Annotated in this window: 23 protein-coding genes and 1 tRNA gene; 11 read left to right on the top strand and 13 right to left on the bottom strand. The window is 60.3% G+C overall.

Annotated elements, in window-relative coordinates; all coding sequences use genetic code 11:
- Window positions 1-68: 68 nt before the first annotated feature.
- Window positions 69-554 carry a hypothetical protein gene (locus tag Y88_RS16325; protein ID WP_232281120.1) on the bottom strand — a complete coding sequence of 162 codons (486 nt, stop codon included), beginning with the start codon at window positions 552-554 and terminating at the stop codon, window positions 69-71.
- A gap of 504 nt (window positions 555-1,058) precedes the next feature.
- On the opposite strand from Y88_RS16325, the gene Y88_RS16320 reads away from it, so the two are divergent.
- From Y88_RS16320 to Y88_RS16300, 5 genes are all read left to right on the top strand, one after another.
- On the top strand, window positions 1,059-1,505 hold the full coding sequence (locus Y88_RS16320) for a hypothetical protein (protein ID WP_018076128.1): 447 nt from the start codon (window positions 1,059-1,061) through the stop codon (window positions 1,503-1,505).
- A 272-nt stretch (window positions 1,506-1,777) separates the two neighbouring features.
- Entirely contained in the window at window positions 1,778-3,316 is a 1,539-nt protein-coding gene (locus Y88_RS16315; protein WP_008071219.1) for a site-specific DNA-methyltransferase, read from the top strand.
- Window positions 3,316-5,991 (top strand): DEAD/DEAH box helicase, encoded by a 2,676-nt coding sequence (locus Y88_RS16310; protein ID WP_008071218.1) that lies wholly within the window; start codon window positions 3,316-3,318, stop codon window positions 5,989-5,991. Before Y88_RS16315 ends, Y88_RS16310 begins: the two co-directional genes overlap by 1 nt.
- Before the next feature lie 39 nt (window positions 5,992-6,030).
- Window positions 6,031-6,345 (top strand): type II toxin-antitoxin system MqsR family toxin, encoded by a 315-nt coding sequence (locus tag Y88_RS16305; RefSeq protein ID WP_026167089.1) that lies wholly within the window; start codon window positions 6,031-6,033, stop codon window positions 6,343-6,345.
- 2 nt (window positions 6,346-6,347) lie between these two features.
- Window positions 6,348-6,827, top strand: coding sequence for a type II TA system antitoxin MqsA family protein (locus Y88_RS16300; protein ID WP_026167090.1), 480 nt, complete (start codon window positions 6,348-6,350; stop codon window positions 6,825-6,827).
- Window positions 6,828-6,935: 108 nt separating this feature from the next.
- On the opposite strand, the gene Y88_RS16295 is transcribed toward Y88_RS16300, so the two are convergent.
- Both Y88_RS16295 and Y88_RS19425 read right to left on the bottom strand, forming a co-directional pair.
- Window positions 6,936-7,364 (bottom strand): 5-methylcytosine restriction system specificity protein McrC, encoded by a 429-nt coding sequence (locus Y88_RS16295; protein WP_018076129.1) that lies wholly within the window; start codon window positions 7,362-7,364, stop codon window positions 6,936-6,938.
- Window positions 7,304-7,606, bottom strand: a complete 303-nt coding sequence (locus Y88_RS19425; RefSeq protein WP_169333638.1) for a hypothetical protein — start codon at window positions 7,604-7,606, stop codon at window positions 7,304-7,306. Before Y88_RS19425 ends, Y88_RS16295 begins: the two co-directional genes overlap by 61 nt.
- Before the next feature lie 195 nt (window positions 7,607-7,801).
- On the opposite strand from Y88_RS19425, the gene Y88_RS16290 reads away from it, so the two are divergent.
- Genes Y88_RS16290 through Y88_RS16280 form a run of 3 tightly spaced genes read left to right on the top strand, consistent with a single transcriptional unit; the run spans window position 7,802 to window position 11,023 of the window.
- On the top strand, window positions 7,802-8,500 hold the full coding sequence (locus Y88_RS16290; protein ID WP_008071210.1) for a hypothetical protein: 699 nt from the start codon (window positions 7,802-7,804) through the stop codon (window positions 8,498-8,500).
- Complete coding sequence (locus tag Y88_RS16285) at window positions 8,497-9,684, top strand: XRE family transcriptional regulator (RefSeq protein WP_008071209.1); 1,188 nt, start codon at window positions 8,497-8,499, stop codon at window positions 9,682-9,684. The genes Y88_RS16290 and Y88_RS16285 overlap by 4 nt, the downstream gene beginning before the upstream one ends.
- A 34-nt stretch (window positions 9,685-9,718) precedes the next feature.
- Window positions 9,719-11,023 (top strand): competence protein CoiA family protein, encoded by a 1,305-nt coding sequence (locus Y88_RS16280; protein WP_008071195.1) that lies wholly within the window; start codon window positions 9,719-9,721, stop codon window positions 11,021-11,023.
- A gap of 51 nt (window positions 11,024-11,074) precedes the next feature.
- On the opposite strand, the gene Y88_RS16275 is transcribed toward Y88_RS16280, so the two are convergent.
- The 9 genes from Y88_RS16275 to Y88_RS16235 form a co-directional block, all read right to left on the bottom strand.
- Window positions 11,075-11,395, bottom strand: a complete 321-nt coding sequence (locus Y88_RS16275; protein WP_008071193.1) for a type II toxin-antitoxin system RelE/ParE family toxin — start codon at window positions 11,393-11,395, stop codon at window positions 11,075-11,077.
- Window positions 11,392-11,637, bottom strand: a complete 246-nt coding sequence (locus Y88_RS16270) for a ribbon-helix-helix domain-containing protein (protein ID WP_008071191.1) — start codon at window positions 11,635-11,637, stop codon at window positions 11,392-11,394. Before Y88_RS16270 ends, Y88_RS16275 begins: the two co-directional genes overlap by 4 nt.
- A 79-nt stretch (window positions 11,638-11,716) precedes the next feature.
- The gene (locus Y88_RS16265) at window positions 11,717-11,980 is read right to left on the bottom strand and encodes a ribbon-helix-helix domain-containing protein (RefSeq protein WP_008071189.1); all 264 of its coding nucleotides are present in this window, start codon (window positions 11,978-11,980) and stop codon (window positions 11,717-11,719) included.
- Window positions 11,977-12,633, bottom strand: coding sequence for a ParA family partition ATPase (parA, locus tag Y88_RS16260; RefSeq protein ID WP_008071187.1), 657 nt, complete (start codon window positions 12,631-12,633; stop codon window positions 11,977-11,979). The genes Y88_RS16265 and parA overlap by 4 nt, the downstream gene beginning before the upstream one ends.
- Window positions 12,634-12,726: 93 nt before the next feature.
- Complete coding sequence (mobF, locus tag Y88_RS16255; protein WP_008071185.1) at window positions 12,727-15,672, bottom strand: MobF family relaxase; 2,946 nt, start codon at window positions 15,670-15,672, stop codon at window positions 12,727-12,729.
- Window positions 15,669-16,466, bottom strand: a complete 798-nt coding sequence (locus Y88_RS16250) for a hypothetical protein (RefSeq protein WP_018076131.1) — start codon at window positions 16,464-16,466, stop codon at window positions 15,669-15,671. The genes mobF and Y88_RS16250 overlap by 4 nt, the downstream gene beginning before the upstream one ends.
- A gap of 298 nt (window positions 16,467-16,764) precedes the next feature.
- Entirely contained in the window at window positions 16,765-17,349 is a 585-nt protein-coding gene (locus Y88_RS16245; protein WP_008071181.1) for a hypothetical protein, read from the bottom strand.
- Between the two features lie 368 nt (window positions 17,350-17,717).
- Window positions 17,718-18,452, bottom strand: a complete 735-nt coding sequence (locus tag Y88_RS16240; RefSeq protein ID WP_157132681.1) for an RNA replicase — start codon at window positions 18,450-18,452, stop codon at window positions 17,718-17,720.
- The gene (locus tag Y88_RS16235) at window positions 18,449-18,658 is read right to left on the bottom strand and encodes a hypothetical protein (protein WP_018076133.1); all 210 of its coding nucleotides are present in this window, start codon (window positions 18,656-18,658) and stop codon (window positions 18,449-18,451) included. The genes Y88_RS16240 and Y88_RS16235 overlap by 4 nt, the downstream gene beginning before the upstream one ends.
- 35 nt (window positions 18,659-18,693) lie before the next feature.
- On the opposite strand from Y88_RS16235, the gene Y88_RS16230 reads away from it, so the two are divergent.
- Window positions 18,694-18,766: transfer RNA gene (locus tag Y88_RS16230), tRNA-OTHER, on the top strand.
- 167 nt (window positions 18,767-18,933) lie between these two features.
- On the top strand, window positions 18,934-20,157 hold the full coding sequence (locus Y88_RS16225; RefSeq protein WP_008071178.1) for a tyrosine-type recombinase/integrase: 1,224 nt from the start codon (window positions 18,934-18,936) through the stop codon (window positions 20,155-20,157).
- 121 nt (window positions 20,158-20,278) lie between these two features.
- Here Y88_RS16225 and Y88_RS16220 read toward each other — a convergent pair whose 3' ends face one another.
- Complete coding sequence (locus Y88_RS16220; RefSeq protein WP_008071176.1) at window positions 20,279-20,536, bottom strand: helix-turn-helix transcriptional regulator; 258 nt, start codon at window positions 20,534-20,536, stop codon at window positions 20,279-20,281.
- A gap of 577 nt (window positions 20,537-21,113) precedes the next feature.
- Here Y88_RS16220 and Y88_RS16215 point away from each other — a divergent pair.
- Window positions 21,114-21,821, top strand: a 708-nt coding sequence (locus Y88_RS16215; RefSeq protein ID WP_036500684.1) for an ArdC family protein, incomplete at its 3' end; no start/stop codon positions are given.

Below are 21,821 nucleotides of genomic sequence, written 5' to 3'. Positions count from 1 at the left end.
TAAGGCCCGAAATTTCCCGAACGGGAAAGGTGATGTCATCCTTGTGCTGACTATTCATAGGCCTACGATCAGGGCTCCCAATCTAGTGAATCTGGCGGCGCAACGGCGACAACGGTTTCATGTCGGCGCACGAGCGTGTGATCGTATCGCGTGCCGCAGCTATGGCAGTGTGCCGCCATGGCGCGAATGTTCCGCAATGCCTGCCAAGGGTTAAAATAGGCGAGGAAATCGGACGGCTGGAAAATGCTTACCCGACCGCACCAATGGCAGCTTGCCGCGATCCTCAACCCATCTGCCATCGCGTCGCTGATTGACGTTGCCCACTGCACGTATCGGATGGTTTTCTCGATTTTCTCGCCCGACATTGCCTTGCGCTGGCCAGGGGAGAGATTTGTGAGCGGGTATCCCTTCGCCAGAAAGGCTTGGGACCAGCGAATTTCCGCATCCAACGAGTCAATGCGGCTTTCGAGCCTTTGTAGGACAACGAAGGGGGCCACTACGCCGCTTTCCAGCATCCGGCGAATGTAGGGTTCCCGGCCCGTGTCCTTGGCCATCTCACTGCACGCGGTCCGAAAATGCTCCATGATCCGGCCCCCGACATTCCGGGTTTCGCCAACGTAGATCGGCAGGCCAGCATACGTGCACGAGGGATCCTCCCGCATTGGGTCAAGGATCGCGTAAACGACGTAACTAGCATCGCCAGCACAATTCTGAACCAGTTGGGCACAACGCGAGATCTCAGCCTTTACCTGCGGCGAACGCACCATAACCTGCGCCACTAACTTCTTTCCTTTCCGAGCTTTTTTGCTCGGAAAATCATCTCCCTCTTTCCTCTCTTCCCCCTGATTCCATGATCGGCTAAGCAGTCCGAGCCCATCGGTCAGTCCCGTGGGTGAGGCGTGGAAACCTCAAATCACTGTCGCCGGTCGAGACTTCAGTTTCGGCCGGGTGGCCGTCGTATGTCCAGGGTTTGCGCCTAAAGTGGCGGCGCCCTGTGACAGTGCAGGGTTTCCAACACCCGGCTCTGGGCCGCCTCCTATTCGCTTTTGGGAGGCCCCATGTTGTTGAAGCCCAATGTTTATCTGTGCCTTGCGGCACTGAACCTGACGTTGCCAGGTCCAAACGTGGCTCTGGCCGCCGAACAGCCCATGAGGGTAGTCGCGGACCCGTCGCCATCGCCAGCGGAGAGGGCGGAGCGCGCGATCAATCAGTTTTGCGCAGATCGCTTTCATCAAGTTGGCGACATTTTGGATGCCGAGGTCGCGTACATGGGCGTGCACGGTGATTTCAGCGGGGAAGTCGTCCAGTACATTGCCAATCATTACAACAAGATGGCGCAGACCCAGCTCTATCGGAATCGGGATGTGCCGAGTTTGAGCAACGTCAATCCCTCGCCATCGCAACGCCAGGCTCGTTCCGAGGTAGTGCGGGCATTGGTGATCCAGTATGCGCGAGAAAGGGCTGGTCTCGAGCCGGGGCAATGCGATGATTTGGCGAAAAAATAGCGATCGCTAGTGCATCGCGGCGAACAATTGCCATGGGACCCCCTTGCAAGCGAGCCATCGCATCCGATGCTGTGATCTACAGAGATGCATACTATCGATCACAATATGACCTTTTGGTGATCCATACCGGGCCGGTCCGCCGCGCCATAAGGCGTTGCTCTGGCGGATGAAAAATTGAGGGGAAGCATTGGCTCTTCGGCCCCAAAGCAGTCGCGGTTTGCGCTATGCCCTGCTAGACAGCGTTTTTCTGCCGGTTTGGGGGATGGATTTAGATGCCGACTTTGTCGTGGTTGACGCGCGAGAAGGATGTGAAGAGCGCGGATGCCGTGGCTTATCGCCTGCTGGAGCGGGATGATGCGCTGTCCTATGGCGACGCGGCGTCAGGCAACATGCTCATCCAGGGCGACAATTTGGAAGCGTTGAAGAGCCTGCTGCCCTATTATCGGGGGCAGGTGAAATGTATCTATATCGACCCGCCCTACAACACGCGGTCGGCCTTCGAGCATTACGACGACAATCTGGAGCATAGCCAGTGGTTGGCGATGATCTGGCCGCGCCTGGTGCTGCTGCGCGAACTGCTGGCCGAGGATGGCAGCATCTGGGTCTCCATCGACGACAATGAGGGGCATTACCTCAAGGTCATCATGGATGAGGTGTTCGGGCGGCGAAATTTCATTGCTTCGAATGTGTGGCAAAAGCGCTATTCGCGAGAGAACCGCGAAGCGATCGGTGATGTCCACGAATACCTGATGGTCTATGCTAAATCCCCAGAAGCCTTCAAGGCTTCCCGTAACCGGATTCCGCTCGACGAGCAGCAGGCCAAAATTTACAAAAACCCCGAGAATCCTAAGGAAACCGATCCGACCAAACGCTGGCGCGGACTACCGATGACGGCCCAGGGTTTTCGACCCAACCAGATGTATGTGATCACGGCCCCGAACGGGACGGAACATCGCCCGCCCGAGGGCCGTTGCTGGTCGATGGTTGAGCCTGAATTTGAAAAATTCAAGGCGCGTGGGCGTATTTATTGGGGCAAAGACGGCAAAGCTCAACCAAGTGTTATCCGTTACCTCTCCGAGGTCGAAGGACTGGTTCCATGGACATGGTGGCCCCATACGGAAGTGGGGCACACTGATGAGAGCAAAAAGGAATGCAACGCGCTGTTCGGGGCTGATGTAAGTTTTGGGACACCGAAGCCTGAGCGCCTGCTCGAACGCATCCTTCACATCGCCACCAACCCTGGCGATCTCGTGCTCGACTCCTTCCTCGGCTCCGGCACCACCGCAGCCGTGGCGCATAAGATGGGCCGCAGCTGGATCGGCATCGAGATGGGCGATCATGCCGTCAGCCACTGTGCACCGCGCCTGCACAAGGTGATCGACGGCGAACAGGGCGGGATCAGCGAGGCCATTGGATGGAAGGGTGGCGGCGGCTTTACCTTCTATCGCCTTGGCGAGGCTGTGTTTGACGACACCGGCGCGATTAACCCCGGCATCGCCTTCACACCGCTGGCCGCGCATATATGGTTCGCGGAAACGGGGCAGCCGATGGCGGCAGCGCATAACGGTCCGTTTCTGGGCAGCCATGATGGTGGCGGGCTGGCGCTGCTCTACAACGGCATTCTGGGCGACAAGAGCGTTTCTGGCGGCAACGTGCTGACGCGCAAGACGCTGGGCATGATCCGCGCGGCGGCGGGCGATTTCACCGGGCCAATCACCGTTTATGGCGAGGCCTGCCGCCTGTCGCCAGAAACGCTGAAAATCGAAGGGCTAAGCTTCAAGCAGACCCCCTATGACGTGAGGGCCCGTTGATGCAGCTCAAGACCTATCAGACCGACACGCTGGCCACGCTGCGCCGGTTTTTCGAGGAAGCCCGGCTGCGCGGCCCCAAGGCGGCCTATGAAGCGATCACGCAGGAGCCGGAGCAGGCCAAGCGTTTGCGTAGCTATGGCGGCAAGTATGAGCCGCTGCTGGGGCAGGAAGAAATGCCCTATGTCTGCCTGCGCCTGCCCACCGGCGGCGGCAAGACGCTGCTGGGCGCGCATGCCATTGGCGTGGCCAAGGATGCCTGGATCGAGAAGGATTTCCCGCTCGTCCTGTGGCTGGTGCCCACCAACATGATCCGCACCCAGACGGCGGACGCATTGAACAACCCAAGGCATCCCTATCGGCAGGCGCTCGATGCGCAGTTCGGTGGGCGGGTGCGGGTGTTTGACATTGGCGATTTCGCGCGGATCAGGCCGCATGATCTGGCGGGCAATTGCTGCATCGTTGTTGGCACTTTGCAGACGCTGCGGGTGGAAAGCACCGATGGGCGCAAGGTCTATGCCCACCATGAGGAACTGGAGCCGCTGTTCAGCGAAGTGCCGAAGCGCGCGCCGGGGCTGGAGCCGCTGGGGCCAGAGGTGGCGGCCAAGGTGGGCGGGCATCCCGACGATATTCGCTACAGCTTTGCGAACCTGTGCCATCTGCGCCAACCGCTGATGATCGTGGATGAAGCGCACAAGGCAGTGACCGGCCTGTCGCGCACAGTGCAGGAGCGCGTGAACCCATGCGCCATCGTGGAATTTACCGCCACGCCGCACAAGAAGAGCAACATTCTCCATTCGGTCAGCGCTTTGGAGCTGAAAGAGGCCGAGATGATCAAGCTGCCGGTGCGGCTTGAGGAGCATGAGACCTGGGAGGGCGCGGTGACCGGCGCCATCCTGAAGCGTGCCGAACTGGCGGATGAGGCGGTCAAGGACCGAGCCAATTACATCCGCCCGATCGTGCTGTTCCAGGCTGAGGACAAGAACCGTGAGGTGACGGTTGACGTGCTGCGCCAGCATCTGATCGACACGCATCATATCGATCCCAAGGCGATTGCTGTCGCCACCGGCGATCAGCGCGATCTCGATGGCATCGACCTGTTCAAGCCGGATTGCCCCATCGAATATGTCATCACGGTCGAGGCGCTGAAGGAAGGCTGGGATTGTTCGTTTGCCTATGTCTTCTGCTCGGTCGCCAACATCAAGAGTTCGACCGACGCCGAGCAGTTGCTGGGCCGCGTGTTGCGCATGCCCTACGCCAAACGGCGTAAATCGGCGGTGTTGAACAAGGCCTATGCCAACCTGGTGTCGAAGTCGTTTGCCGAGGCGGCCAACACCCTGCGCGACCGGCTCGTGGAAATGGGCTTCGAGGAAAGCGAGGCCGAGGCGAACATCGAGCATGAGCAGGGCGAGCTGGATGAAGGCCTATGGGGCGAGCGTCGCCGTCCCAAGCCTGCGGCAAAGATCACGGTGGACGCTTCGGCGGAGGCTTTGGCAGCGGTGAAGGCCGCGGCCCCCGAAAAGGTGAAGATCGAGACAGCGCCCGGCGTGTCGCCGGTCATCACCGTGACGGGTTTTCTGCGCCAAGACGAGAAGGAGCGGATTTTCGCCGCGCTGCCCGAAAAGGCGGCAAACGTGGTGCGCGAAGCCATCGCCTCTCACGAGAAGGAGCACGCCCACAGCGCATCACCGGCAGAACTGGGGGAGGAGTTCGTTGTCCCCCGCCTGATGGCGGCGGTGCAGGGCGAACTGGTTTTCGCCGAGACCGACGTGCTGACCGAGTATTTCGAATGGTCGCTGGCAGACCACTCGGCCCAGTTGACCAAGGCCGAATTCGATGTGCGCGACACTTCAGAAGCCTTCGAGATCGACCTCGATGGCGACCATCTGCTGGTGCGTCATAGCGATCAGTCCGATCAGTTGATGCTCGACGTGCCCGTGGATGGCTGGACGGTGGGCGGCTTGGTCAACTTGCTCGCCAAGCAGGTGCGACAAGCGGACAGCGCGATCAGCCATGGTGACATGATTGTGTGGCTAAGCGACGTGGTGGCCTTCCTGACCGGGCCGCGCGCGATTCCGCTGGCGACGCTGATGCGCTGCCGGTTCATTCTCGCACGCAAACTGCGGGAGAAGATCGCGGCTATCCGTGCGGAAGTGCGCAAGGGCGTATACCAGCGCTGCCTGTTTGCGCCCGAGGCCAAGCCTGAGCTGTCCTTCGACAATGGCTTCCGGTTCCATGACGGCATGTTCGCCGGAGTACCCTGCTATCGGGGCACCAAGTACCGCTTCGCCAAGCATTATCTGGGTTGGGATCGTGTGCCACGCTTCGATGGCAAGGGCGATGACGGCGCGGAAGGTGACGAGTTCAAGGCCGCCCAGCAGCTCGACAGCATTGGCGAGGTGGAATTTTGGGTGCGCAATGTCGCCAAGCATCCAGATGCTTTCTGGCTGCCGCTGGCCGGTGGTCGGACATACCCTGACTTCGTGGCGAAGCTGAAGGATGGGCGGCTGCTCGTGGTCGAGTACAAGGGCGAGCATCTGGTCGCGGATTCGGGCGAAAAGCGTGCCATTGGCGAGCTTTGGCAGGCGGCAAGCGAAGGCAAGGGCATCTATGTCTTTGCCGAGAAGGAACGCGATGGGAAGAACGTGAAGCAGCAGATTCAGGCTGCAATCGGGTAAGCTGCGCAGGCTTGAAAATTAACCCTCAAGGTGTATATTGTGGCTGTAAAGCGGAAACCTCATCACGATCTCGCGGCTGTTCAGGCGCGGTTTTGTGATGTGGACAGCCTGGAAATCACGTTGAAGGCGACGCGTGATGCCCAGGCGCTGGGTTATTCGCGGCAGGATGTGGTCGATGTCGTTCAGGCGCTCGAACCGGGTGATTTCGTGAAGTCGGAAACGGCGCACTCCCCTCCCAATTCGAAGGTCTGGCACGACAGCTATCGCATCCCGTTCGATGGGCTCTGGCTTTATCTGAAGTTCGCCGGCGAGACGCTGATCGATATTGTGCTGACGTCGTTCAAGGAGGCATGACCATGACCGAGAGCCGTATCCACCCGGAAACCGGTAAACGGCTGACGCGCGGCGTGCGGGAACAGGCCGTGGCCTTTGGATCCTTGACGCGCACGGTCGCGGTGCCGGGGTGGTATCCCGACGACGACAGCGACTCCATTCATTCCGGGGCCGACCTCACGGCATTGGATGAAGCCTATGGTGAACTTCGTGCCGCCTATGCGGCGCGGGTCAAGTCGGTGCGCAAGAAGCTGAAACTCACCCAGGAAGAGGCTGGCCGCATCATCGGTGGTGGCCGCCGTGCTTTCCAGAAATACGAAAGTGGAGCGACGCCCCCCAGTGAAGCCGCCATCGGGCTGATCGAGTTGCTCGATCGCCATCCCGAGGAGGTGGAGATGCTGCGGGGCCTGCGGGCGCAAGTCAGCATTCTCAGCGGCAGGTTTGAGGGTGCCAAGCGCGATCTGGCAGGCGGTAGGGTGCGCAAACGAGGGCTGGCAGCTTGATCGATGCGCGGAACGCCAGGCCATAAGATTGATCTCAATTGCGATTTTTTCCGGCGAACTCGGTTCCACATCTGCCAAGCTGCCCACCTCGAAAACTCGATGAGACGTTTATGGCTCTGGGTGTGCGATGAAATCCAGAGCCATCCGCCCCAACACCCGCGCTACTCGCGCTTCAACAGTTTCGCTTGAACTGTCTGCTAGCGGGGCGATGTCGATGCGCGCGAGCGACAGGCGCTCGTACCCACCATGAATGCCGAAACTGTGCAACAGTCCGTCTGGCTCGCCAGGTGTGCTTGGATAAAGCAGCATCAACCGCGCTGGATCATCTGTGTCGTGCATAGGGGGCCAGTACACTCGCGCATAGGCCATCATCTGGTAGACGTCGCTTTGTTGTACGCCTTTCTTGGCACCAGGTTCAGCAGTGGCCAACCGCTTCCACTTCGTGTCGACAATCGCCGCAATTCGGCCACCCCGTTTCAGTATGATGTGGGGATTGTCTGGAAGGCACTGCCTTGGCAGGGCATTCCCTCCTCCCATGCGCCGAGGCAATGTTTGCGCCCACCCTGCGCGACCACTTCGATGCCACTACCTGCAAGGTCGTTGTCCAGTCGGCGACGGCCAGCACTGTCAAAGGCGATCTTGATCTTGGAGAGCAGCTTTTCAAGCGCCGCCGTATTGGCGGTGCCTTGATTGCGCCCAGCCTCAACCAGGGCCTGTAAGGCCGCCACCTCGCTGGCGGTAGGCCGACTGTAAATTCCGCATCCTGAGAGCGACTGCATGGGGCGGGCCTCGGAACGAAACGATCCGCTGTACCCCGTATTTTTTGGCGAGCCGTGCTCAAAACTGGTGCCCCGCCTGCAATACCACCGTCGGATTCCGGCGAATGGTGGGGCATAGCCCGTCCACAGTTCCCATCACGGCTATTTGACATCAGACGCTTTAAGATTTATTGAGATTTATGCGTTACAGGAAAAATGATCAAGGGCCAGATTCGCATGGACGCTTATGAACGCCTTCGGGCAACGACAGTCTCTATGATTATCCGGGATACCCCGGCCCAGTTCTGGTTCGATCTGCGCGAATTGTCGAAGATCACTTACGCGGATGTGTTCGCAGATGTAGCGACCGACCGTAACGTCCTGCCTGATCAGAAGATCGACGACCTGCTCCAGCGGCGCCACTTCCGCATGGAAAAGCTTTTGATTGATCTCGCCACCAAGTACGGCATGTCGCATTCGATGAGCTTGATTGTGCAGAATAATCGCCGCCATGCCTATGTTTTCAAGGACGAGGTCGCAATGACCCAATCCTACGTCCAAGCTATCGGCTCGATGCCGCAACCTGCCAAGTTCCGCGAACGCCTTGCCAACGCGATGGATCTGCCTCGCCTCGACCTTGGCGACGAGCCCGACGGTGCATTCATCATGCCGAATGTCTATGGCGTGATCGCCCATAACCCGGTCGGTCGGCGGTTCAATGCCGACGATCAGAAGCTCGGAGAGATCCAGCTCTGCGTACCGGCTCGCGATTTCAAAGCTTGGGCTGTCGAATTGAGCATCACCGAGATTCTTGCGGCATATCCTGAAGCCCCCAAGAAAAGTGCGCCGAAGCGTTCGCTGCGTTGGAAAAAGCCCGAGGATGATGAAGGTACTGGGACGGACGGAAAGAAATGAGCATCATCGCCCAAGGATTCGTGGGTGCGCGTCTGACCGAGGCGCGCAAGGCGCGGGGAATCAGTGCTACTGACCTCGCTGATATGGTTGGCGTAAGCGTGCAGTCGATCTCCAAATATGAAAATGACAGGCAGAGCCCCAAGCTGGACGTCGTTCATAACCTCGCCGCCACTCTAAAATTTCCGCACGACTATTTCCTGCGTCCTACGCCGGAACGCGACGAACGACCGATTTTCTGGCGCGCCCGGCTATCGGCCCCGCCGCTTGCGCGTGACCGGGCTGAAGTGCGCCTAGAATGGATGAAGGAACTCGTTGATTATCTCGCATCCTTTTTCGAGCTTCCTGCCCTGAACATTCCGGGGATCGAATTTTCTGAAGACAGCTTTGGCAGTTCGGATTTCGTCGAGCGAGTGGCTCAGGAAATCCGGGAGTTCTGGGACATTCGTCCTGGCCCAATGCCGGACACGGTCGAGCTTCTGGAAAACAACGGTATTCTCGTTTCGAGGATCCATGTGCGCGCCGACAAGCTCGACGCATTTTCCCAGTGGTCCGATCGCTTCGGCATTCCATTCGTAGTTTTGTCGCGTGACAAGGCCAGCGCGTGTCGGCAGCGTTTTGACGTTCTCCATGAGCTGGTACACCTCGTTTGCCATGCCAACATTCCGCAACGGCGGTTGAATGATCGGGCCTTCTACAAGGCGGTCGAAAAGCAGGCCGATCAGATCGCGTCTGCCATGCTTCTGCCGGAGGCCGATTTCACGGGCGAGCTTTACGCACCGTCACTGGACGGGTTCCTGACGCTGAAGGAGCGCTGGGGAGCTTCCGTTGGCGCCATGATCATGCGCAGCAAGCAACTGGATCTGATCGATGACGACGATGCTCGCCGTCTTTGGATCAATTACAATCGCAGGGGCTGGCGGACAGGCGAGCCGTTGGATGGCAAACTTGAAGTCGAAGAGCCGCAGCTTATCCGGCGCAGTTTTGAAATGTTGATAGAAGAAGGTGTGCAATCGGCGAGCCAGATTCTCAAAGCTCTTCCGCTTCCCGTTTCTGACCTTGAAGAGTTGGCCGATCTGGAGCCAGGCACGCTCTCTGGCAACAGCGACCGTAGGTCGGCGCCGGTCCTCAAGGACGAGTTCCGGCAGCAGTCAAATGTGGTCTCAATCTTCGGTGACAAGGAATAGGCAGTATACACTTAGCTCACCGGGATAATTTTCTATGGCAAGGAAAATCCAGCGGAAAGTCGAGGCCGCGATCATTGAAAAGATTGGAGCGGTGACGGCTGCCGAACTGCTCGACATGCCAGACGATAGCTGGGGAATGCTGCGAGATCGGATTTCTGACCGGCGCAACGGCCAGGATGGGCTTACCGCGCGATGCATGGCCTGCAATAGCCCAGTCTATATTCAATCCGCCCCAGCCCGGGGCGTAAACCGTCCGCTCTTCCAGCACTATGTCGGCGGCGATCCTACCTGCCCGTGGTATCATGGCAAGAACATGAAGCCCGATGATGCACGCGCCGCTCAATATCAGGGCAGGCAGGAATCGCCGTTCCACCGCAACATGTGCGAATTGATCGGGGAACTGGCTGCGCTCGACCCACGCTACGTTAGCCACAGCATCGCGGAATATCTACCGCCGACCGAAAACACCTATGGGCGCTATCCTGACATTCACGTTATATGGAAGGACTTCGGCATCTTCGTGGTCGAATTCCAGATGTCGGGCTCGTTTCAGACAGAGATATCCTCGCGCTGTAAGCATTATGAGCGCGAAGGCATCACTCTTCTCTGGGTACTTTTCGGCCTGGAAACGTCGGTTGCTCTTAAACAGAACACCATCGACATTATCCGAAGGCATCGCGGCAACGCCTTTGTCCTTGACCCTCCGGCGGTCAAGGCGTCCCGCGAGAATAAGACGCTGATGCTCAGCTGCTATCTTCGTCAGGAAGACGGCACGCTTGGCAGACCAGAGCTGGTTCGGTTCGATGAATTGAACCTGCCACGCTCACGCCTGCCTTACCACATGGATATGATAGTGGCCCCCCGGCTTGATGCCATAGCAAAACGGCGAAGGCCCTGGTTCGCAGCGCTCGAATCGTGGCAGCAAGATCGCTACAAACCACTGCAGAGCTTGGAACGAAAACCAAGCCTTCTGATCGCAGCCACTTTCTCGCTTGTAGCGACGGCCAATGGCCAACCCCGCAATTACGCGAGTGACCATCAGAATTTATCAGGAATGCTGAACACTTACCTCAGCACCGGTATGCTCTCACGCTACACTGACATACTCACGCGGCTGATCGAGGCCATCGGCAAAGGGGTCCAACTCACACCCAAAGTGACCGAGCATTTGCAAAAATATCGCGATGAGGATCAGGCCAACGAAGAATCGCCCGAATGGGCGTTGCTGCGCAGCTTACTTCCCGAAATTTTCGATCCGCTTCTGCGCGAAGAGTTGACTTACCTCGATGCTCTGCCTGATTGGGCCGCCGGGCGCGTAATCGCGCCACAGGCAATCTAACACTACAGATGATTTGTACTGCCAATCAGCACTGCGCGCCGAAATTCAAAACTAGGGCAACACATCATCGCGAAAGCGGCTGATCTGGTGCATTCGCTCGTGCAGAATGGTCACTATGCCGACCTGACCTGCCTTGAGCTCGCGCCAGTAGACATAATGATGACCACAGCGCCCGTAGAAACCTTCGACACCGAATTCGACAGGGACGGACCGCCACACGACCTCACGCGCCGCAATGCGCCCAAAATAGGCAAACAGGTCGCGGACATAGACCTCTGCCTGCTCGTCGCCCCAACGCTCACGGGTGTAGCTGAAAATCTCGTCGAGGCGCTGCCGAGCAATGGCTGAGACCAAATAGGCAGGACGGCTCATGCGCGGCGTTGGTCCGCAAGGAAGGTATCGGCATCAAGCGGCGCAAAGCTGGCATCGGGCGCGGCGAACGCCCGCCCCAGTTCAGCCTTGAGGCGCTGGAATGCCTCCTCCTCGACGCGTTCCTTGTCGCGGCGGATCAGATCGCGGACATACTCGCTGACGTTTTCATAATCACCGTTCGCACCGACATTGGCCGCGACGAAATCGCTGAGCGCGCCGGTCACCCGCACATTGAGCGTCATAGGCTTATTCATGAGAGCCTCCTTTGCGTCCTTATAATATGGGATATTGTGGACAGGTGCAAGGCAGGTATCCTGTCGCCTATTCCCCCACCGGGCTCTCGCCATATTTGCGCAGTACGTCATTGAACGCCTCGGCCATTAGCGCTTGCAGGCTGACGCCAGCACGCCGAGCGCACAAGTGCAGGGCGAGGCTCATCTGGGGGCTGAAATATCCGGAGATCACCTTGCGCCCGACCCGGCTTGGCGGGAGATCCGCAGCAACGCGATCGGCCGGCTCCGCAGGGCGTTGCTGATCCGGCGCGCGCACTACCGGCTTGTCGGCGAGGTTGGCAAACCGGCTCACCGCACCGCACTCCCCACCTGGGCACATGTGGTGATGAGCGCATGTGCGCATGTCCACGTGTGCAACTGTGCGATCTCCCACGCGGCGCGGCCATTGGGTTCAAACTCCAACACAGTTTTTCCGGCAGCACTGGCATGGCGATAGGCGGCGCGATCTGACAGGATATGCGGGCAGACGTTGATCCCGAAGCTGTTGATCAGCGCAGTCGCCTCCTCATACATGCGCGGCGCGAAGGACGGGCCGGCGGTGAACACCACCCAGCCTTGCTTGCCCAAGAGCTTGACCAGTTGGACCGTCGTCTTGATCGCGGCCAGATCGAAGGCGCTTGGGCGGCACGGGATCAGCACCAGATCGGCCACCTCTACTGCGCGCGTAGCGGCGGTATCGGCATGAGGCGGCGTGTCGATGACGATCGTGCGCGCACCCTGCGCGCGGGCTGCCTCGACCTTGGCGGCGATGCGCGGCGGGGCGCTGTCGATCACCTCGGGCGGCAGGCCTTGACGCCAGGCCGACCACTGGCTGGCGGTGGCCTGCGGGTCGGTATCGATGACGAGCGCGGTAAAGCCGGACTGCTCGGCTGCGGCGGCAAGGTTGATGGCGAGCGTGGTTTTTCCGGCGCCGCCCTTCTGGCTGACAATGGCGATTGTGTGCATGTGGACGTCCTCACATGGCCACATGTGCACACGCGCACACGTGGGGTTTTGCGTTTAAATGATTGATGTTGGCGGATGCACCGGAGGTGGGCGTCACAAGCCCATGTCCCAGTCGCGGCTTCGTGCTTCAGTCATCTTGTCGATGCCGAGGTGCTTTTTCAGCTCCTTCGCGTAATCCCGCTCTTTCTCGAAGTCCTTCTTCTCGGCCTTCTTGTCGGTTTCGGAGGTGGGCTTGGCGACTTCGCGCGCGCTGGTCTTGTCACCGGGGTTGCGCTCGACCTGCTTTTCGACCTTGTTGGGATCATCGACCACCAGGTGGATGGTCTCGGCAATGCGCGTGGCGGCAACCACAAAGGCCCGCGAACTGTTCAGCAGCCGCTCCAGCGAACTCATCATGACGATGCCAGCCTTGGCGGTGATGCCCTGGGCGATGTGGACGTTGATCGCATAGGCCAGATCGAACCGATCCCGCATCGGGTCCTTGCCGAACAGTTGGTGCTCATCGCCATTGGCGGTGCGCACGATGATGCTGTCGCCATCAATCCGCTTCACATGGGCCATGTCGCCATTGAACAGTTCACGCGCCTCGTCCTTTGCCGTCCAACGGATGCGGTCGCCCTCGTGGATGGTGATTTGCTTCTGCTCATAGATGGTGACCGCATCATGCTTGAGGTTGCGCGGCAGGCGGGAGGGATCGAAGCTGCGGACTTCCCCGCCCTCCATGACCAGTTCTACCTTGCCGTCGGCCACATTGACCACTTCGCCGATTTCACCCCGCGCAAAGCCAGCCTTGGGCAGGTTGGTGGTGAACTCGACGAGGCGGCCATCCTGATAGCCCTTGAGCTGGCGCGCGCCCTCTTTGGTAATGGTGATGCGGTCGAGCACTTTGAGCGAGGCCTTTGCCACGCCCAATTCTCCCTTCGCCAGTAGGGCACGCTGGGTAGCGGCATTGCCCGCCGTGCGCATTGCCCGGCCCGAGGCGAGCAGCACGGTCTGTTCTCGCTCGTCGCGGGGCAGATTGGCCCACATGGTGGCGGCAGTTTCCGCAGCCTTGCCCAGCGGCACGGTGCTGGTGGTAGGGCGGAGCGCCTCGAAGGCACCGGCAATATCGCCTTCTTCGATAGCCTTGTTGATCGCCTGCATCTGCGGCGTCTTGGCGCGCAGGTTTTCGGTGATGGCGCTGCGCGCAACATCCTCGCGCTGGAGATCAGCGAAAGGGCGCCCGCGCTCGATCGCCGGCAGCTGTCCCTTGTCGCCGGCAAAGACGAGGCCGGCGACTTCCATCTTGTTGGCCAGCTCGATCAGCCGGGCGAAGCGATCGGTGCCGATCTGGCTCGCTTCATCGACCATGATGAGCGTTCCACTCAACGCCTGCCGGGCAGCCTCCATTTTCACGGGATATGCCGTGCCGTCGATCACCCGCTCATATTTTCGCAGGAAGCCATCGACCGTAGAGGCCGGGGCATTGACCTTGGCACCGAACTCGCGGGCCATGCGACCGACATGTGCCAGCGCGATCACCTGATGTCCTTCAGCCCGCGCAATGGCCGCAACCGGTGCCAGCGCGGCGGATTTGCCGACCCCAGCACCGCCTTGGATCAAATGAACCCGATCACGACTGGTCAGGATGGCAACGCCGGCTCGCTCTTGGCCCGGATTGAGCCGACGCAGGCCCAATTCGCGCGCCGCCGCCTGCAGCCGCGCGCCCACCTGCACGCCAGTCGCAATCGGCTCGATCGCGCCTTTTCCTGCTTCCGCAAGATCGATCACCCGGCTTTCCATGGCCAGCGCCTGCTCGCTGGTCAGCATCTGCTCCCTGCCGATCAACTGGCCGCCGCGCGTCAACTGATCGATCCGCGCTTCGATGTGACTGACGGTGAAGGGGCCTTGCCGCTCCAGCGCGGTGCGGATCAGATCGTGCCGGCTGAATGCTGCCTCGTTCTCACCCAATTCCCTTGCCGCCGAGGCCACCGCTTGTGCTGCAGCATAGCTGACCGGATCAAGTCGCCCCAAACGCTCGGGCACCAGCGGGTCGCCATCTCCGGGCGTGATGCCCATGGCAGCCGCGATGGCCATGCCCTTGGCACCGATACCACGTATCCCATCGACAATCCGCGTCCAGACCGTCTGATCGCGCCCGGCCCGTTCGCGAGCTTGATTGATAAGTGGCGCCGGGTCGAAGCCGAGCGACCGGGCGGTCTCATGCCATCCCAGGTTGCGCTGTTCCGGGTCGAGTGTGAGGTCTTTGTCTTTTCGGGTATTGAGCGTCACGATCTGCCGCTCGGCAGCGCTGCCGCGCCCCGATTTCGCCAAGGCCGCAAGGATTTCCAGCCGACGGCTTGAAAACGCTTCTACCACCTCCCGAGAAACGCCCTGGACCTCGAACGCGCCATCGATGGGGTTTTTGGCGGGGGTGGTTTCATAGCCCAAGGCTTCGATCCGGGTTCGAAGCTCGGCGTTTTGCACCGCGCTAATAATGTGTTGCGCTTCATAGAAGGCCTTGTTCGTCATCGCGCGCCATTTGCCGTCCGATGCCCGCGTGGCGTTCGCGACGATCGAGTGGACGTGTAACTGCGGATCGTTGTTGCGGCTGACATCGTGCAGGAAGGTGGCTGCAACGAGATTACCCGTTTTTTCCGGCACCTGCTCGCCCAGCACCGGATCCCAGATCCTGGCTTCCATTACGTTCTTTTCGACCCAGGTCAGGGCTGCCTGAACCGACTCCTGCATGGCCACAACGATACGCTCATCACCGCCAATCAACGCCAGCAACGAGACGGATTTTGAAGCCGCGAAGGTGATATCGACACCGGCTCGGTGCTTGCCTTGTGAGGCCGCGATTTGGACGCCGTTCGGCAGTTTGCCTTCGAGCAAGGCCGCGAACACCTTCTCGTCGACTCGCCCGGCAAGGCCGAGATCTTCGGCGGCGCGTCCCGTCCAGGCGCTGAGTTCCTGTGCTTGACCGAGCGTATAGTAGTTGTCCTTGGAAAAGTATTCCGCAGTGGACGCCGCCGATGGCAGGGCTTTGAAAGAGATCATTTCGTCACCCCGCTCATGCCATCGGTGCGACCGAGTTTGCGGATGGTCGAGGGGACATTGCAGTCTTCCGCATTGTATTGCCGTTCTATCAGGCGACACATGCGGTCGGCGCTGGTAATGAGATGCCCCGCCTGGCTGACTGCCATGCGATCCGAAAATCCGGGCACGATCAGGCCGGCAAGCACGCCGCACGACATCACCAATGCCACCGCGACCGTCAGCGGCCAGCGCGCCAGCATCCAATCCTTGCTGAACACGATGTATTTGTTGACCCGCGGTTCGCTTGCCAGCGCGTGGATCTGCTCGAGCCTTTCCTTAAGCGGAGTGAGGCGGGCATCGATGGTGTCAGCGCATTTGCTACTGACGCCTTCCATCTCCGCGCGCAATTCGCGCACCTTCCAAACAAAGGGTTCATAGCTGGACTTGTTCGCCCCGAGGATCCGCTCTGACAGGCGCTCATAGGCCAGACGATTGGCTTCCTCGCCACCGGTCCACAGCCCGATCATGTGCATTTCGCGGCGTTCGTTTTCGCGCTGAACCCTGTCCCATTCCAGCAATACGCTGCGCAGATCCGCTGCCAGCACATTGAGGCTGGTATCGATGCGCGGGCCTTCAATTTTTTGGAAAAGTGGCCTGCCTTGCTCATCAGCATCCAGCGCCTCCTGAGCCACCCTACGCAGCCATTCGTTGCGGTGCATGCCCTGACGGGCGGCGAGGGCGTTGATCGCTAATTCCATGGGGACGCCGTATTTGACGTTGATCGCGCCGGTAGCGCTTGGGGCCTGACTGCTCATCGCCGCGCCACTCCGCCTAGATCATAACAATCTGATCTATATAACTTATATTCGGGGCATCTAGCCGGCGCCGACAACCGACAGAGCTTTTGCCGCATACGTTTCGGGCTATCTACGCGATAGAACCCCGCATTTCCGCGCCTCTGGATACTGGCCGGGCACTCACCACGCAGCGTGAAGTGTACCCCCACTTCCTTCCCCATGATCCGCTTTGCGATGTCGTGGTTCACGGCCCCCAGCGCCGTATCTGGCATCCTGCGGACGGGGCAGCCGATAGGCTGAATGGTCTGCTGAAGGATCACAACTTATCCTCCCACAGAACGATCTGCGTCGGCGAAATGTGGTCGTCTTCACCGGCATAGATGTCCTTGACTAATGTTCGGAGGTTGTATGACGGGCGTGCCGGACGCGTCGCAAACCGAGCTCGTTCCTGGAGATCGGAGTAAAGCTGCTGGCAGGCCCAATCCATGGCCGAGGCGCCCGTCGGGCGCGGAACGGTCAACGGCAATGAAGGCGCGGGCAGGGTCTGCTCCATTATTCTGGCTTGCCACAAGCAGCGCTCGTCATGGGCACAGATCGCCGCGATCACAAAGTCAGCGAAAGCTAGGCCGTTGAACCGCTGAAAGTGCTGCGCGACGGTCGCAGCGTCGTCGCCTTTGCAGTATTCGGCCATCAGCATCCGAATGGGATCATGCCAATGCTGGAACTGCCGACACCATGCCGAAAGCCAATCAAAGTAGGTCGTTTCACGGATGTCGACGGTTCCGTCGGCGACGGCTTCAACGAGGCGCTCCAACACCTGTTCAGCCATGACCTGAAGGGTCGGCCACAGACGTTCTGCCACAGGCTCAATTGGAACCTCGCTCAAGAGCAAAGACAGCATGGTGCGCCAACTGACGAGGCTCGGCTTACCGGCTAGGATGGGGCCCGCCCACGGGCTGTCCTCTGCCAGGCTGACAAACGATAGTGGCTCAGTCCGGATGCCTGCTGTGCGTGGCGACGCCGGGGGTAAACGGGGTGGTTTCATTCTTCATGCTCCGATCGAAAGGACACGTTGAAAACTGGGGCATGGCTGCGCTCGGTTTCACCTGCTTGCGATTGTGAACGCCTGCCCACGACAGAGTTAGGTCCACGGCTCATCGCAATCGGGTGCCGTCGAACGCCGCCGCCGCGTTGGGTGCAGACTGTCGGTCGCAGTTCACCCGCCCTTCGCGAAATTTCTCCGTTCATATGAATCTCCGAACAGGTTCCTTACTGCGGGGAAGAATCACAGGATGTCGCAGGTCGATCAGCCGCAAAGACGAGGCGGCCGAGCCGACATAAAGCGGCCTCCAAACTTTGATCGACGACGTTCGCGCGCACGATCGGCTGCTGCCAATCCGGCAGCTGACAGATCATGCGCTCATACTCGGCGCTCGCCTCTTCGCAGCGAGCAGCCTCGTCATCAGGTATAGGTGCCGGTGGCGGCGTTCTCAGCGTCTTGGCCGCAACGAACGGCAGCTCAATCCGATAGGCATTGCTGATTTGGCGGACGGGCGGGCCACCCTCATTGTTATCGGTCCGTTCATAGCGACGGACGATTTTAAGAAAGCCATTGGAGGCCAGCCGCTTCAGTGCCGCCGAAATCGCGCTGATGCTCAATTTGGTCCGCTCGTGGATCCACTTGTAGGACGGTTCCAATCGGCCCGTGCGATAATCGACGATATCGAACAGGGCCTCGAGCACCAAAAGTCCTGTGTATCCCAACGCACCGTTGCGCTTGCCCTTGGTTTTCGTGAGCTTGTCGAACCGCTTGGCAGCTTTCAGCGTTAGCCCCTTGCTCTTCGGGTCAACGGCTCGGAAGAAGCCTCGCATAGAACCACGCAGCACCGAACCGCGACGGACGACTGCGCCCTTTCGGCGCCGGGCACCGCGATTGAGGAGAGATGCGAAGACATCACCGATGGGCCTGGCGCCATCGGCGCTGAAACCTACCCGGGCGCTCATTCGACACCGCCGGCGCGGATTGCGCTTGCCAGGGTGTCGGTGAGCGCGTAATTTCCGCAACGATACGCCGTCAAGCTATCAACCGGACCGCTGCTGAGGGTGCCAGCCCTCGCGGCGGTTTTTTGTTTTCTCAAAAACTTTGGCGGCTTCAGCAGGACAAAAAAGCTGGTCAGCAAATGGTCCGCAACTATGGCTTTGTTCGCCATAATTTCATGCTCCGTTCTTCCGCCAGTCGACGGAATTGGAGCGTTCTAGCTTCTGTATTCTCGTTTACACCGAGAGGTTCGGCGGTTCGAGCCCGTCACCGCCCACCAGGACAACGCTCCAGAGCGTCCCCCGACATCCTTGAAAATCCAGTAAATCCGGGCTAAAATCGGTCTTGTCAGGTCCACTGCGTCTCCGCAGATGTCACCACGGCTCACCCATTTGGGGGCCTTTCTGGGGGCAGCGCGAAGGCCCCCTGGAAAAAGGCCCCCACGCCATGCCGCTCACCGATGTTGCGATCAGGAACGCCAAGCCCCGCCCCAAATCCTACAAGCTGAGCGATGGAGGCGGTCTCTACCTCCAAGTGGAGCCATCGGGCGGCAAACTCTGGCGACAGAAATATCGCTTCGAGGATCGCGAGAAGAAGCTGGCGATCGGGTCCTACCCAGCGATTTCGCTCAGCGAGGCGCGCAAGCGTCGCGATCAGGCCCGCGCCCAGCTATCGGCAGGTCTCGATCCCGCACGTGAAAAACAGCTGGCCAAGTATCGCGCCAAGGCGGCTGCCTGCAACACGTTCGGCGACGTGGCCAAGGAGTTCATCGCCAAACGCGAGCGCGAAGGTATGTCGAAATCAACCGTCGAGAAGAGTGGCTATTACATTTCGCGCTTGGGGCTTGGTATCACGCGTCTGTCTGTGGCCGACATCACCACCCCGGAAATTCTTGAAGCGCTGCGTCGCATCGAGGCCAAGGGCAACTATGAGACAGCCCGCCGGGTGCTGCAACTCACCGGGCGCGTCTTCCGCTACGCGGTGGCGACGGCGCGGCTACAGGTCGATCCGACTCGCGATCTTCGCGGCGCCCTGACCGCGCCGCAGCCCAAGCATTACGGCGCGATCATCGATCCGAAGCGTACCGGCGAACTGTTGCGCGCGATCGAAGGTTACGAGGGTCAGGAACTGACCAAGCTGGCCATGCAGCTCTCGCCGCATGTCTTCGTGCGCCCCGGTGAGCTGCGGCATGCCGAATGGTCGGAGATTGATCTCGAGGCTGCGGTGTGGACCATCCCGATCGAGAAGATGAAAATGCGACGGCCTCACCACGTTCCGCTGTCCAAGCAGTCGGTGCGCATCCTGCGGCTGGCTCATGTGATCACCGGCCCCTCGGGCTATGTTTTCCCGTCTATCCGCTCGCCGGAACGACCCATGAGCGAAAATACGGTCAATGCCGGCCTGCGTCGTCTTGGCTTCACCGGCGATGAGATGACGGCGCATGGCTTTCGCGCGACCGCTAGTACGCTTCTCAACGAATCCGGCAAATGGTCGGTCGATGCCATCGAACGCGCGCTGGCCCATGGCGACTCCGACAAGGTCCGCGCTGCCTATCATCGCGGGACACACTGGAAGGAACGCGTGGAAATGGCACAATGGTGGTCGGATTATCTCGACACTCTGCGTGACGGTGCCGAGATTGTCCGGTTCCCCGCACAGAGAGGGGCATGAACTGAAGATAGCGGCTTTCCACCCACGCCGAGCGGCAAGTGCGTACCGCTGGACGGACGGCATCGATCGAACTCATCCGCCCTCTTGCGCTGGCGCGGCGTGAAGTTTTGTCGCCAAGAGTTCATGGTCGGTGGGTGGGGGCAGTCAAATTGGCTTGATCACGCATGCTTGGCTTGGCGTCCTCAATGCTCCAGAACATGGGATTGCGCATCCAGTCGCTGATGGCGGATTCCCGCCACCCGGCGCAGCGCGTGGCGATGCGTACCTGTCTGGGAAACGTGCCCTGCTGGATCTTGCGATAGAGGGTCGCGCGGGTCAGGCCGGTGCGGTCAAGCACGGCATTGAGACGCAGAATGCGGTCCGGGGGCTGTTCGGTCATGGCTTGGTCTTCCTGTGCTGTGGTTGGCAGTCTTGCTCCTTCAGTGTGAGATTTGCTGGTCTGCGGTCGCCGTCAAGAGTGCCAAAAACAGTGCCAATGGCCGAATTTGGCCGTGTTGACGCCAGGGTGACCGACCTGACGCCTGCGCGCGAAAAATAAATTTTGATAGTCGCTGCTGCTGGCGTCTCAGGCCGTCTCGACCTGATCGCGCTCTCCTTCCGCTGCGCTGCAGCCGAGCCGGCGATGCCGTCTCGTCGGCATGGCCGGTACGATCGCTGACGCTTGGCCCGGCCTTGTTGCCCGGTCCTGTCGGTCCGCTTTCGGCTGCCCTCCGATTGTCGCCGCGCTTTGGGTGCGCGGCGGTGTCTGCCTCGGCTCCAGGGTGACGGGGGGCGTCACGGCCCTGTAGCCCCGCCGCGACGGGGTGCAACCCGGCCCGCTGCGCGGGGCCGGGTGCTCCACTGCGTTGCGCTCCTACCGGATGCACCCCGCCGCTGCTGGCGGGGCTCTTGGTCCGCTCCTGCCGCCCCCCGCCACCCCGGCGCCGGGCCATGGCGGTTTAAGGAGCTTGGAGACCATGAGCACGACCGAACGCCAATCCCTCTATGCCGAGGTGACCTCCCGCATCATCGCCGAACTCGAAGCAGGGCGCCTGCCCTGGGTGCAGCCGTGGGACGCCAGCCGCTGTCCCTGCACGCTGCCCCACAATGCCGGTTCAGGCCGGACCTATTCGGGGATCAATGTTCTCATGCTCTGGACCTCTGCCATCGAGCAGGGCTTTTCCTCGCAGCGCTGGCTGACCTATCGCCAGGCCGAAGCAGCGGGAGGCCATGTCCGGCGCGGCGAGAAGGGCACGGTGGTCTGCTATGCCGATCGCTTCACTCCACGGGAGGAAGCCGCCAAGGCCAGGGACGAAGCCCGCGAAGCGCGCACGGTGGCCTTTCTCAAGCGCTTTACCGTGTTCAACCTCGACCAGTGCGAGGACCTGCCCGAGGACATGGTGATCCCTATGGCGCCGATTGCGCCCGAGCTGGCGATTGCCGGTGCGGATCGCGTGATCCAGGGCAGCGGGGTAACTTTCCGCATCGGTGGCGGGGAAGCGTTCTATTCGCCTACCCATGATGTGGTCCAGGTGCCACCGCAGGCGGCCTTTCCCGAGCCCATCAACTGGTTTCGCACGGCACTGCACGAGCTGGGCCATGCCACGGGCCACAAGAGCCGACTGGACCGCGACCAGACCGGCAAGTTTGGTTCGGCCCCGTATGCGAAAGAGGAACTTGTCGCA

This window comes from Novosphingobium nitrogenifigens DSM 19370 (genome assembly GCF_000192575.1).
GTDB classification, from domain to species: Bacteria; Pseudomonadota; Alphaproteobacteria; order Sphingomonadales; family Sphingomonadaceae; genus Novosphingobium; species Novosphingobium nitrogenifigens.
This window is presented reverse-complemented; position numbering and strand designations above follow the sequence as displayed.